Genomic DNA, 12,671 nt, shown 5'->3' on the forward strand with positions numbered 1-12,671 from the left:
GTGTTGTAGGCATCTGCATTTTCCTGCTTTCCCTGTCAGGACTGATCGGCAGCCTTTTTTTGTCAAAAGCCTATCTGCGCCTGCTTCAGGAAACCGTCGCAAACAATCTGGCCTACTCCTCCTCCATCATCTCCCAGACTTTAGACAGGATTGAGGATATGACCGGCAGCCTTTTGGCAGATTCCGTTATACAAAGAAACCTTGTGACTGCCAACGACAGCGAAAACCCAAGAGAGCAGACCATCGCCCACCAAGCCCTTTCCCAAACGGTTTCGGATTTTTATGAACAATACAAATCCTCCTATGTGGACTACATCACCCTCTCCCACTCCAGAAATACCATCTATTCAAACTATTTGAGCGACAAACGCACACCACAGGAAATAGAAGAGCAGCTGCTTGCCATGGCCGATGAGGGAGAAGGCCGCCCCGTATGGCTCTTTCAATACGCCCAGACAAACGGCTTTTATCTGACCAGGCAGATCAGGAACGCCCAAAGTCCCTACTTCAGTTCCCTTGGGACTCTGATCGTCTCCGTGGACTTAGACGAAATGATTTCTTCCCTAAACCAGCAGGAGGGCGCTTTCCCTGACACACGATATTTTATTGCAAGCGACGGCCAGATCATTTATCACACAGACGACGCTGCAGACAGGATTTTCCAAAAGCTTGACAATACCTCCGGCGATTCCTATGAAATTTTGACAGTTGACGGGCACAAATACTTTGTATACAGCACCCTGATTCCCGGCCATAACTTGACCTACACCTGCTATCTGTCCTATGACTCCATCACCTATTCCGCCAATATCTCGTGGTTCGTCAGCATGGTGGTGCTTTTTTTCACCTGCCTGATCGCAGTGGTGTTCTCCCATTACACCATCTCCTCCATCGACAGGCACACCAATCTTTTGCTGAAAAAAATGCAGGCATACAATGCGGAGCAAATCTCCCTTCCCCAGACAGACCCCGTTTATGCAGACCGCAGAGATGAATTTGGCCTGCTCAACAGACAGTTTGACCACATGGCGGAGAGGATACACAACCTGATCTTAGATAACTATGTGAATGAGCTCTGGAAAAAGGACGCCCAGCTCAAAGCCCTGGAAAAACAGATTCAGCCTCATTTTCTCTACAACACCTTAGAATCCATCAACTGGCGGGCAAAGTCTGCGGGAAACCAGGATATATCAAGCATGGTGGAATCTCTGGGAAATCTGCTGAGAGCCTCTCTTTCCAAGGACAACGGCGGCTGGACTCTGAAAAAGGAGCTGGAAATTACAGATGCCTATGTCACCATTCAAAAGTACCGCTTTGAAGAGCATTTAGACTATATATCCTGCTGCGATCCTTCCCTGTGCTCTGCACTGCTGCCCAAATTCATGATCCAGCCCCTGGTGGAAAACGCCGTCCACTATGGTCTGGAGGAAAACACAGAGGTCTGTCACATTGAAGTCAACGTCAGCCTGACGGAGACGGCCGGCCTTGAAAAGCAGCAGGAGATACTGCAGATTTTTGTAAAAAACGACGGTTCGGCCTTTGAGGAGGATCTTCTTTTAAAGCTTAAAAATCATCAGGCGTCTGCCAGAGGCTTTGGTATCGGCCTGGTCAACATTGACGAACGGATCAAGCTGATGTTCGGCGGCTCCTACGGTCTGACCCTGTATAATGAAGGCGATCTGGCGGTGGCGCAGATCACCATTCCCTACTTGGATAAAACGGAGGTAAGCTCATGCTGAAACTTATGATTGCAGACGATGAAAGAGTGATCCGGGAAACCATTTCCAATCTGATTGACTGGAAGCTTTTGGATATAGAGCTTTCCGGGCTGTGCTCCAACGGTCTGGAAGCCTATGACATGATTATTGACGAATCCCCTGATATTGTACTTACAGACATAAAAATGCCCGGCATGACCGGACTGGAATTGATCAAAAATATTTCGAAGTCCCACCTGGATACGCAGTTTATCATTCTGTCAGGCTACGGGGAATTTGAATATGCAAAGGAGGCCATGAAATACGGCGTAAGGCAGTACATTTTAAAGCCTTGCAACGAAAAGCAGATCACCGAAAGTATTCTGGAGGTCTCTAAGGACTGCTATGAGAGAAAGCGCAGACAGGTGGCCGGGTTTCTCCACGATCTTTTGCGGGAAAGCGGCAGCGATATTACCCAGCTGAATCACTTCTTAAGCGGAATACAGGACATGAATTTTTTAAAGCAGCTGTCGGACTGTCTGCTTTTTGAGACAAAGCTCCGCAAGGAGGAGCTGGCTCCCTTTGAGCTCACGGAGCTTCTTATGACCATCAATCAGGGGTATTCCGATTCCCAGATTCTGGAGAGGCTGTATGGCATGATTCACAAGATCGTCTCTCCGGAAAAAAAGCAGTCCGGCACACATTTTACGAAACAGATTTTCTCTTACGTGGAACAGCACCTGTCCGATTCCAATATCACCTTAAAAGAAATCGCGGAAAATCAGCTGTTCATGAATGTGGATTATGTGAGCAAGCGTTTTTTGAAGGAAACCGGAAGAAAATTTTCCGACTATCTGGCAGAGGTGCGCATCCGTAAGGCCAAGCAGTACCTGGCAGAGGGCTGGCAGATTCAGCAGGTAGCAGAAAAAGTGGGGTGCGGCAACAACCCCCACTACTTCTCGCAGCTATTTAAGAAAAAAACCGGCATGACCCCCAGCGCCTACATCAGCAGTCTGCAGCACAAGTAGGGTCGCCCTCTGCTTTTTGGGCCGCCCTGGCAGCTTCTTCTACAATGGCTTTTCGTTTTTCATCCAGGGGCTCCCCTTTCAGCATTTCATAAAAATCTGAAAACAGCTCCTGGGTACTTTTCTTTCCTGTCTCTATGCGGCTTTCATAAGGAGCATCTTCCCTTTTCAAATTCTTTTGAAACAGTATCTGCAGCACATTAGGATATACGCTCCGAAGAGACGCCATGGGATCTATCAGCTCCTCCCTGTCGGTGAGCGTCACCTGCAGATAATCCGCAAGCCCGTCCCCCTGGGAAAGCACCGTTTCCGCCTTTACCAGCTCTCCAAGCTCTCCCCGGATACACCGCATCTCATGGAGAGGCTTCAAGGCGCGCATTTTTACGGAAACCCTTCCCTTCTCTTCAAGTTCCACAATGTTTACAGATTTTTCTCCAAAAGCCTCGCCAAAGGAATACTTCAAGGCAGAGCCGCTGTAATAGACATTGCCGCTTCCCACCTTCTGGGCTTTGTGGATATGTCCCAGGGCCGCATAGTCAAAATCCTGAAACAAAGACGCCGGCACAGCGTCCAGCCCTCCCACGTTTACATCACTTTCCGACTGGGAAAGAAGCGGATTCTCCCCCATTTCTCCCACCACAAAATAATGGGTCACAAGAACGCGTCTGCGGCTCTTTTTTTTGTCCACAGGAAGAGAGGATAAAAGCTTTTCCACCGCCTGGGCATTGGAAGCGCACCCCGCCTGGGCCGGTTTTACAAAAGGGAGGCAGACAAAGTCCACCTCTCCAAACGCGTCCGTAAGCGTCACTGTTTTCGGCTCTTTATCCACATCTCCCGCAATATACAGACCCTGCTTTTCCAAAATCCGGTCCGCAAAGGCCACCCGTTCGGGCGAATCATGGTTTCCCGTGATCATGATCACTGGAATATGCTGTTTAAGAAGCTTTGTAAGAAAATCATCCAGCAAAGTCACTCCCTCTGCCGGAGGTACAGCGCGGTCATACACATCTCCCGCTATCAGCAAGGCATCCACCCGTTCTTCAAGGGCGATGTCCACAATCTGCCTCAAAATATATGCCTGATCCTCCATCAGGGAAAGCTCAAAAATCCTTTTGCCGATGTGAAGATCGGCAGTATGCAGAAATTTCATTTTTCTTACGCAATTACATGAATCCAGCCCTCGGGAGCTTCGATTCTTCCCATCTGGATGCCGGTTAAGGTATCGTAAAGCTTTTGCGTCACAGGCCCCATCTGGCTCATGCCGCTTGGAAGACATATCTCCCTGCCGTGATCCACAATCTTTCCCACAGGGGAGATCACTGCCGCAGTGCCGCACAGGCCGCATTCCGCAAAATCCTTTACCTCCTCAAAGAGCACCTCTCTCTCCTCCACCTGAAGGCCGAGATATTTTTCCGCCACATATACCAGGGAGCGGCGGGTGATAGAGGGCAGTATGCTGTCCGACTTAGGCGTAACAACCCTGCCGTCCTTTGTCACAAACAGGAAATTGGCGCCTCCGGTTTCCTCCACCTTTGTCCTGGTGGCTGCATCCAGATACATATTTTCATCGTAGCCCGCCTTATGTGCTGACACAATGGCGTGCAGGCTCATGGCATAATTCAGGCCGGCCTTAATATGGCCCGTTCCGTGAGGCGCCGCACGGTCAAAATCACTGACACAAATGGTCAGGGGCTTAACACCTCCCTTGAAATAAGGGCCCACCGGAGTACAGAAAACCCTGAACTGGTATTCATCCGCAGGCTTAACGCCAATCACGGCATTACTGCCGAACATGTAAGGGCGCACATACAAAGAGGCGCCGCTTCCATAGGGAGGCACATAGGCTGCATTGGCCGCCACTACCTGCGTCACCGCGTCTACAAACCGCTCCTTGGGGAATATGGGCATCTCCAGTCTGGCTGCGGAATGCTCCATACGCTCTCCGTTTAAATCAGGGCGGAATGTCACAATATGCCCATCCTCTGTGGTATATGCCTTCAGGCCTTCAAAAATGGTCTGCGCATACTGCAGTACACCTGCACACTCATTTAACACCACATTGGCATCCTGCGTCAGAACACCCTGATCCCATGCTCCGTCTTTATAATTGGATACATAGCGTTTGTCCGTCTCTATATATCCAAATCCCAGATTGCTCCAATCAATGTTTTTCTTTTCCATCGGCCATTCCTTCTTTCCTAGGGTTGTGCTCTGTTTTTAAGCTGTTTTTCTTTTGTTTTTCATTATTATACTTTTCCATCTAAAAGTCAATCTTTTTTCCGCTCATACCTTACAAACTGATAAGCAATGTCGAAGTAAGTCTGCTCCTCGCTCTGTGCCGTGATCTCCCAGTCCGGGTCCTGATCCAGATTTGGAAAATAAGCGTCCGCCTGGTATTCATGATCTATCTTTGTGACATGGGCCACGCTGCAGCAGGGCAGAAGCTGTCTGTAAACACTCTCGCCGCCGATCACATAGACGTCCTGATCCGCATATTGCTTCAGCTCCTCCATAAGGGCCTCCACACTGTGCACCACTACGGCGTCCTTCACATGATAGTCCTTGTCCCTGGACAAAATGATATTCACACGATTCTTCAGAGGCATTCCCTGGGGAAAGGTCGCCAGGGTCTTTCGTCCAAGCACCACCACCTTTCCCGTAGTCTCCTCCCGAAATTGTCTCTGGTCGTTTGGAATGCTGACTAACAGCCTGTTTCCGCTTCCGATCGCCCAGTTGTTGTCAACTGCAACAATTACATTCATAATCCTTTACTCCCACTTGTCGCAGATGGAATTGATCTGATCCGCAAACCTTGCCATGTCCTTGTTTGCCAGTCCATCGCTTTTTTTCACCAGGGCAAGAAGCCTCTGGGCCGCTGCAAGAAGCCTTGCATACACTCCGGAAGCAGGCTTTTCCTTCTTTTTGAGCATCATAGGCTGTGCCTCGTACTCAAACTCATTGGACAGCAGATTGAACACCGTCCCGCTGTAAGGCGCATATGCCCTCTGACCATGCTCCACCCGAAGGCATTCCGCAAAGGAGACGCATACGCTGTCCTCCCCGTGCACCACAAATACCTTTTTGGGCTTTTCCCTGAAGGCTGACAGCCATTCGATCAGCCCCTCCTTATCCGCATGGCCGCTCAGGCCCCGAAGCTGCTTTATCTGCGCCCTCACCTGAATGGGCTCTCCGAAAAGGCGTACCTCGTCCGCCCCCTCCACCAGGCTTCTGCCCAGGGTTCCCACAGACTGATATCCCACAAACAATATGGTGCACTCCGGTCTCCAGAGATTATGCTTTAAATGATGGCGGATACGGCCCGCATCGCACATGCCGGAGGCGGAAATGATCACCTTGGGCGTCTCATTAAAATTGATTTCCTTGGACTCATCGCTGGTTATGGACAGCTTAAGCCCCGCAAAGGAAATGGGGTTGATTCCCGCATTCACCAGCTCCATAGCCTCCGCGTCAAAGCACTCTCTGCGGTTTTCCTGGAAAATCCCCGTGGCTTCCACCGCCATGGGACTATCCACATACACAGGAAAATTCTCATGTCCCTCCACCAGACGGCCCACCTTGATCTTTCGCAGAAAATACAAAATTTCCTGGGTTCTTCCCACCGCAAAGGAGGGAATGACCACATTGCCTCCCTTGTCAAAGGTTTCCTTCAAAACAGCCGCAAGCTCCTTTACATAATCCAGCCTGTCCTTAGGATGCAGCCTGTCTCCGTAGGTGGATTCCATCACCACATAGTCCGCTTCCTCAGTGGGAGCCGGATCCCGGATCAGAGGCTGGTTCTTATTGCCGATATCTCCGGAAAAAACAATCTTTTTCGTTCTGCCCTCCTCCGTAAGCCACACCTCTATGCTGGCGGAGCCAAGCAGATGGCCGATGTCCGTAAAGCGGATTTGTACGCCCTCACACACCTGAATCATTTCATTGTAATTACAGGGCACGATGCGTCGTATAATGCCTTCCGCATCCTCCATATTAAAGAGCGGCTCCTGCCCCTCCACGCTGGAGCTTCTCTTTGCCTTCCTGTTCTTCCACTCCGCCTCCATCATTTGAATATGCGCACAGTCCCGCAGCATGATGCTGCACAAATCCGCCGTGGCATCCGTAGTAAATACCTGTCCTCTGAACCCCTTGGCATACAAGAGAGGAAGCAGCCCCGAATGATCTACATGGGCGTGAGTCAAAAACACATAATCGATTCTGGCCTCCTCCACCGGCAGGGGTGCATTTTCAAAAACATTCACCCCCTGCTCCATTCCGTAATCCACCAAAATGTGCTTTCCTCCTGCCTCAAGATAGTGACAGCTTCCCGTAACCTCATGTGCCGCTCCAATAAATACCAGTTTCATTCCTTTGCCCCATTTCTTTTTTATTATGATACAGCTTATACAGCATTTCTGATTCTATGTTACACATCATTTCTACTTCAGCGCATTTGCCGTCTCATAGAAATGATAATACATTCCCTTTTTCTCCATCAGCTCGTCGTGGCTTCCTTCCTCCACGATCCCCTCCTCCGTCAGCACAAGAATCCTGTCCGAATTGCGGATGCTGGAAAGCCTGTGTGCAATGGTCAGGGTGGTTCTGCCCTCCGAAAGTCTGGAAAGAGACTGGGCCACCGCAAATTCACTCTCATTGTCAAGGGCCGAGGTGGCCTCATCCAGAATAATGATGGGAGGATTCTTCAAAAACACTCTTGCAATACTGATCCGCTGCTTTTGACCGCCGGAAAGCTTTACTCCCCGCTCTCCCACATAGGTATCATATCCGTTTTTCAGCTCCATGATAAAATCATGGGCGCCTGCGCGCCTGGCGGCCTCCTCCACCTCCGCTCTGTCCGCCCCCGGCCTTCCGTAAGCGATATTTTCATAGACAGTACCGGAAAACAGATACACGTCCTGCTGCACAATGCCGATGCTCCTTCGCAGGCTCTTTAAAGTAAAATGCTTTACATCCTCCCCATCCAGCGTAATCCTTCCCCCGGACACATCATAAAATCTGGGAATCAGATTGCACAGGGTGGTCTTGCCTCCGCCGGAGGGCCCCACAATGGCTACCTTCTCTCCGGCCTTCACCTGAAGATTCAAATGGGAGAACACTCTATTGTGATCATCCGGGTATTCAAAGCTCACATCCTCAAAGGCGATATCTCCCCGGGGATCCACAAGCTCCACCGCATCCGGTTCATCAAAAATCTCAATATCCGCATCCATAATCTGCAGGAAGCGTTCAATGCCCGTCACTCCCCGCTGAAACTGCTCCGCAAACTCGATAATCCTTCGGATGGTGGCAATAAGGGTGCTCACATACAGCATATAGGCCACCAGATCTCCCGGAGCTATGGCTCCTTTGATCATGAAAAAGCCCCCCGCCACCAGCACCAGCAGATACATAATACCGTCAAACATCTTCACCGTGGTCTGAAAAGCCGCCATATAACGGTAAGTCAGCTTTTTGATGTCAAGAAAACGGCCGTTATCCTCCTCAAATTTGCTGTTTTCCATCTCCTCATTGGTAAATGCCTTTACCACCTTATGTCCCAAAAGACTATCCTCAATCCGGGCGTTCAGCTCTCCGATCTGGTTCCTCTGCTTGCGGAAGGCTCCTCTCACACGCAGATTCAAAGCCGTACACACCCCGGCCATAATAGGCACGCAGAGAAAAATAATCAATGTCAGGGGCAGATGAATCCGTGCCAGAATCACAAAAGAAATCACCGTCTTTATGGCCGCAATGAAAAACTCCTCAGGACAATGATGGGCAAACTCCGTCACATCAAACAGATCGTTGGTGATCCGTCCCATGATCTGGCCGACCTTGGTATTGTTATAGTAGGTATTGGACAGCTTCTGCAGATGGCTGTAGGCGTCCCTACGCATATCCGTCTCAATCTTTGCGCCCATCACATGACCCATGTCCGCCATATAATAGCTGGCAATACAGTCCATAACTCTCAGGGCCAGATACAAAAGCCCCAGTCCGCCGATGGTCTTTACCGAAAGAGCGGATAAATCCCTGATGCCCTCGTTGGTGATATATCTCATGATCAGCGGAAGCACCAGCTCACATACGGTTGTGAGCGCAGCGCAGAATAAGTCCAGAAACAGCGTCTTTTTATACTTTTTAAAGTAGGGGAGGAAACGCCCGAAAAGCTCCCCTGTGGTATACTGCTTTGTATCCATTTGTCTTTGTTATGCCTTTCCCTTACAGATTGTACTTGCTATCATTTTAGTATGATATGAATGGATGCGCAAGCTAAATTTGCCCCATCGGTTTTCAAAAGGCCTAAAACGTGATAAGATAAATATCGGATGAAAGTTCGGGAAGGAGCGCCATTATGTCCACAGTCTTTAAAACCACGGCAGCAGCTTTAGAGAATGCCGATTTCCATGAAGATCGTTACCAGAGCATTCAGACGCTGCGGGGAATCGCAGCCTTGTTTGTCATTCTGGAGCACATCCGTTTTTTAAACTGCGGAGCCTTCGGCGTGGATATTTTTTTCTGCATCAGCGGCTTTATGATTATGCTTACCACCCATAAGGACACCCGTTTTTTTTTCAGAAAAAGACTGATCCGCATCCTTCCCCTTTACTATATCATGACCCTTTTTACCTGGACAGTCCTTGTGCTGTTCCCCGGCATGTTTGAGCAGACTACGCCTCAGCCTGTATTTCTCATAAAAAGCCTTCTGTTCATCCCCTTTGACATCGGAGGCGGCATCCTCCAGCCCCTGATGCGCATCGGCTGGACCGTAAACTGCGAAATGTTTTTCTACCTTTTGTTTTTTATTTCCTTTCATATAAGCCATAAATTCCGGGGACTGATCTGCTGCGGGCTCCTTGGCGCCGTTGTCGCTTTCAACTATCTGCTCCCCGTTTCCTTTGCCCCCCCTTTCCTTTTACGGAAATCCTATCATGCTGGAATTTCTCCTGGGGATTCTCTGCTATTATGCGGCCAGAGGCATATACCGTCTCCACAGCCGCGGACGCCTTCCCGGCTTTCTTGCCCCCCTTTGCGCCCTGGCCGCGCTGCTTCTTTTCTATGTTCTCCTCTTTACCAAGGAAAACATTAATATCCTGGGATTCCGAAGAGTTTTCCTCTGGGGTATCCCAGGCCTTATGCTGGTGCTTTGCTTCTTTGTGTTTGGGCTTAAGTGGAAAATGCCGGCCTGGAGCGTAAAGCTGGGCGATATGAGCTACTCCATCTATTTGATACATTATTATCCGGTGATGTTTCTGGACCGCATGGTGTTTGACTTTTCCGTCTGCAGCCCTTACGCTTTGGCGGGAGCTGTTGCGACTGTGCTCATATGCCTTCTGTGCTCTTTTGTATCCTGGCTTTTGGTGGAAAAACGCCTGACCGGCTTCTTAAAAAAGATTTTTCTTTCCTGTTGACAACTTTATTTTCGTATAGTATACTGTTGTTTGTTCGCAGGAAAAGCATATTGATATGCGCGAGTGGCTCAGCGGTGGAGCACCTCCTTGCCAAGGAGGGGGTCGCGGGTTCGATTCCCGTCTCGCGCTCTAAAAAACAACGGATGTCTCAAAAGCCAACGCCACATAGGGAAGTAATTTGAAAACACATCAAAATATAACTTTATGAGCGTTGCAAAGGCGAAAAGACAGCGTAGAAGGCAGAAATGCTTTTACGCTGTCTTTCTCTATGCCGAAAATAAAATCGCACATTCGTCCTCTTGATAATTTCCTGCTACAATGTAAGCACAAAGGAGGCTTGGCATATGTGAGAAAAGAAATATTATTTAGCGATTGATAATCACGAGTACAGCATTGTAATCAACAGTTTGAACGGCTTGCGAAACAAACTGATCGCTGCCGGAAAATACACGGATGCAGTTGGCAAATTCATTGTCAAATTCGTTAAAGCGCCAATTAAGAAATTCAAAATCAAAAGGACGGAGGATTCAGTTTATGGAAAAAACAATATTTGAACAGATGGGTGGTAATTATACACTGCAAGGAGATTACTACTTGCCTAACCTTTCGCTACCAGCCGAAGAAAACAAGTCTATCGGCATTTGGGGGCAGCGGCATTTACGGTATTTGAAAGAATACCGTAGGATTACATACACTAATCTTCTCACAAGCGGCAAGCTGAACAGTTACCTGCAGATGTTGATCAGCAGGCGGAAGATATGTTTTCCCATTTCATAAAACAGATGACAAAGCGTGAGGGTTTAAGCAAACGGCTCAAAGTGGAAAACCAAATGGAATGGGTTGGTCGGATGAATAATATCCGAAATAGGGCGGTTGAGATTATAAACACCAATTTGATTTTCAATTAAGAAAGGACAGAGACAGGTCTTCACTGTCGCTGTCCTGCGTTATCGAGTTCCAGATTCGTATCTTATTTGTCTTTGCAAATTACTTCTTCATAAACATTAGTTTTTAATAGTCTGATAGAAAATTATCACCATTTCTTCTACTGATTCCTTGAAGCCACGCTTAATCCATTCGTCCAGCAGGCCGAATAGTCCATATGAATAAAAGCGTGCTTGATAGCACTCCTTTGCGTTTGCGCCGTACTGCGGCATCATTACTTGATAGAAAGCGTCATAAATCGCAGACTGCATATTCGAAGCATACACAACCTGTAGAATATGCTTAATCTCATAATTAAATTGAAAAAAGTTCTTGGCATTAGCAAGATCAAATCTGTTGCGAACAGCGATAGCGTGTTCATCTGCCCACCGATTCCATACCTGTACGAACTTAAAAGTAAGCGCTTCGTTTTTGCTTGTATAATTACGAAACCAAGTGGCACGGCCTACTCCTGCTGTATCCGCTATTTCTTTTATGGATATTTTTTCAAAATCCTTTTCACGCATTAATCGGATCAGAGCATCCGATAAACACTCTTTTAAGAATTCTGTTGTTTTATTTCCTCTTGCCATATTGTCCCCCTAACAAAAAAATGATACTTTTACTGCCAGTTAGCCTCAAATAGGAGGCAACCTATTGAAAAATCACTGGGAATCTGTATAATAACACCGGATACTATCGTATCATTTGCAGTCTGTCGTATCCTTATGGCTTTATTATATCGAGTGGTTTAATGCAAGTCAAGAAGCGACAAGAAAACGCATAAGGAGAGTCGAGATCAAAAAATGAGTATTACAACCGTACTGCTTGATTTAGACGGAACACTGCTCCCGATGGATCAGGAGGAATTTACAAGGGGATATTTTGAACTTCTTGCAGAAAAAATGTCTGCCTGTGGATATGAAAAAAAGAAGCTTGTAGACGCGGTATGGAATGGGACTGCCGCTATGGTAAAGAATGCCGGAGACGCAAGCAATGAAGAATCCTTCTGGCGAAAGTTTGCGGAGATATACGGTGATGAAGCGTTCCCAGATAAAGCGCTTTTTAATGAGTTTTATGAGAATGAGTTTCAGGGTGCAAGAGGCTTTTGCGGTTTTGATCCCAAAGCAGCAGAAACAGTAAGAAAAATAAAACAGATGGGGCTGAGAGCAGTTCTTGCAACAAACCCTATCTTTCCACAAAGTGCTGTTGAAAGCCGTATCCAATGGGCAGGGTTTGATGTTTCAGATTTTGAATATATCACTACTTATGAAAACTCACGGTACTGTAAACCTAACCCGGAATACTACAATGAAATCCTGTGCAAGATGAATTTACAGCCGAAAGAATGTCTTATGGTAGGCAATGATGTGACCGAGGATATGACAGCACGGACGGTAGGAATGAATGTATTTCTTCTGACCGATTGCCTGATGAACAAAGAACATGAGGACATCAACCAATATCCAAGGGGCAGCTTCGAGCAGTTATTAAATTACATCGAAAACCTTAAATAGAAGGAGATATAAACATGAATGAACAAACAGATATGCACAAGCCCGATGCAGACAAAAAACCAATAAGGAAAGGCAAGAAAAAGAAATTGATCTGCATTT

At 47.7% G+C, this 12,671-nt stretch carries 8 protein-coding genes, 1 tRNA gene and 4 pseudogenes; 7 read left to right on the forward strand and 6 right to left on the reverse strand.

Going from position 1 to position 12,671, the window contains the following annotated elements; all coding sequences use genetic code 11:
• The 3 genes and pseudogenes from AC1WIP_RS04325 to AC1WIP_RS04335 form a co-directional block, all read left to right on the forward strand.
• On the forward strand, nucleotides 1–1,739 hold a 1,739-nt coding region (locus AC1WIP_RS04325; RefSeq protein WP_481140665.1), incomplete at its 5' end, for a cache domain-containing sensor histidine kinase.
• A pseudogene (locus AC1WIP_RS04330) lies at nucleotides 1,733–2,113 on the forward strand (response regulator); the annotation flags it as partial. The gene AC1WIP_RS04325 and the pseudogene AC1WIP_RS04330, both read left to right, overlap by 7 nt.
• Nucleotides 2,114–2,488: 375 nt before the next feature.
• On the forward strand, nucleotides 2,489–2,725 hold the full coding sequence (locus AC1WIP_RS04335; RefSeq protein ID WP_481140672.1) for a helix-turn-helix domain-containing protein: 237 nt from the start codon (nucleotides 2,489–2,491) through the stop codon (nucleotides 2,723–2,725).
• On the opposite strand, the gene AC1WIP_RS04340 is transcribed toward AC1WIP_RS04335, so the two are convergent.
• The 5 genes and pseudogenes from AC1WIP_RS04340 to AC1WIP_RS04360 all read right to left on the reverse strand — a co-directional run bounded on the left by AC1WIP_RS04340 (nucleotide 2,703) and on the right by AC1WIP_RS04360 (nucleotide 8,919).
• Nucleotides 2,703–3,872: an exonuclease SbcCD subunit D gene (locus AC1WIP_RS04340; protein ID WP_481140666.1), complete on the reverse strand. Its 1,170-nt coding sequence runs from the start codon at nucleotides 3,870–3,872 to the stop codon at nucleotides 2,703–2,705. The two genes, AC1WIP_RS04335 and AC1WIP_RS04340, sit on opposite strands and share 23 nt — an antisense overlap.
• A 5-nt stretch (nucleotides 3,873–3,877) precedes the next feature.
• Nucleotides 3,878–4,915, reverse strand: a pseudogene (locus AC1WIP_RS04345) (branched-chain amino acid aminotransferase); the annotation flags it as partial.
• Between the two features lie 74 nt (nucleotides 4,916–4,989).
• Nucleotides 4,990–5,484: a dihydrofolate reductase gene (locus AC1WIP_RS04350; RefSeq protein ID WP_481140667.1), complete on the reverse strand. Its 495-nt coding sequence runs from the start codon at nucleotides 5,482–5,484 to the stop codon at nucleotides 4,990–4,992.
• Between the two features lie 6 nt (nucleotides 5,485–5,490).
• Nucleotides 5,491–7,086 (reverse strand): MBL fold metallo-hydrolase RNA specificity domain-containing protein, encoded by a 1,596-nt coding sequence (locus AC1WIP_RS04355; protein WP_481140668.1) that lies wholly within the window; start codon nucleotides 7,084–7,086, stop codon nucleotides 5,491–5,493.
• Between the two features lie 72 nt (nucleotides 7,087–7,158).
• The gene (locus tag AC1WIP_RS04360) at nucleotides 7,159–8,919 is read right to left on the reverse strand and encodes an ABC transporter ATP-binding protein (protein ID WP_481140669.1); all 1,761 of its coding nucleotides are present in this window, start codon (nucleotides 8,917–8,919) and stop codon (nucleotides 7,159–7,161) included.
• A gap of 155 nt (nucleotides 8,920–9,074) precedes the next feature.
• Here AC1WIP_RS04360 and AC1WIP_RS04365 point away from each other — a divergent pair.
• The 3 genes and pseudogenes from AC1WIP_RS04365 (at nucleotide 9,075) to AC1WIP_RS04375 (ending at nucleotide 11,039) form a co-directional block, all read left to right on the forward strand.
• Nucleotides 9,075–10,131: pseudogene (locus AC1WIP_RS04365) on the forward strand (acyltransferase family protein).
• 57 nt (nucleotides 10,132–10,188) lie between these two features.
• Nucleotides 10,189–10,260: transfer RNA gene (locus AC1WIP_RS04370), tRNA-Gly, on the forward strand.
• A gap of 405 nt (nucleotides 10,261–10,665) precedes the next feature.
• Nucleotides 10,666–11,039, forward strand: a pseudogene (locus AC1WIP_RS04375) (TnpV protein).
• A gap of 96 nt (nucleotides 11,040–11,135) precedes the next feature.
• Here the strand turns inward: AC1WIP_RS04375 and AC1WIP_RS04380 are convergent.
• The gene (locus AC1WIP_RS04380; RefSeq protein ID WP_481140670.1) at nucleotides 11,136–11,648 is read right to left on the reverse strand and encodes a TetR/AcrR family transcriptional regulator; all 513 of its coding nucleotides are present in this window, start codon (nucleotides 11,646–11,648) and stop codon (nucleotides 11,136–11,138) included.
• A 213-nt stretch (nucleotides 11,649–11,861) separates the two neighbouring features.
• Between AC1WIP_RS04380 and AC1WIP_RS04385 the strand changes: the two genes are divergently transcribed.
• Nucleotides 11,862–12,572, forward strand: a complete 711-nt coding sequence (locus AC1WIP_RS04385) for an HAD family hydrolase (RefSeq protein WP_481140671.1) — start codon at nucleotides 11,862–11,864, stop codon at nucleotides 12,570–12,572.
• Nucleotides 12,573–12,671 lie beyond the last annotated feature (99 nt).

The organism is Acetatifactor sp. (assembly GCF_982438285.1).

Excerpts from the sequence above, each read along its gene's own strand:
- AC1WIP_RS04335 (WP_481140672.1), top strand. The coding sequence starts at position 2,489 with ATGAATGTGGATTATGTGAGCAAGCGTTTTTTGAAGGAAACCGGAAGA.
- AC1WIP_RS04340 (WP_481140666.1), bottom strand. The coding sequence starts at position 3,872 with ATGAAATTTCTGCATACTGCCGATCTTCACATCGGCAAAAGGATTTTT.
- AC1WIP_RS04350 (WP_481140667.1), bottom strand. The coding sequence starts at position 5,484 with ATGAATGTAATTGTTGCAGTTGACAACAACTGGGCGATCGGAAGCGGA.
- AC1WIP_RS04355 (WP_481140668.1), bottom strand. The coding sequence starts at position 7,086 with ATGAAACTGGTATTTATTGGAGCGGCACATGAGGTTACGGGAAGCTGT.
- AC1WIP_RS04360 (WP_481140669.1), bottom strand. The coding sequence starts at position 8,919 with ATGGATACAAAGCAGTATACCACAGGGGAGCTTTTCGGGCGTTTCCTC.
- AC1WIP_RS04380 (WP_481140670.1), bottom strand. The coding sequence starts at position 11,648 with ATGGCAAGAGGAAATAAAACAACAGAATTCTTAAAAGAGTGTTTATCG.
- AC1WIP_RS04385 (WP_481140671.1), top strand. The coding sequence starts at position 11,862 with ATGAGTATTACAACCGTACTGCTTGATTTAGACGGAACACTGCTCCCG.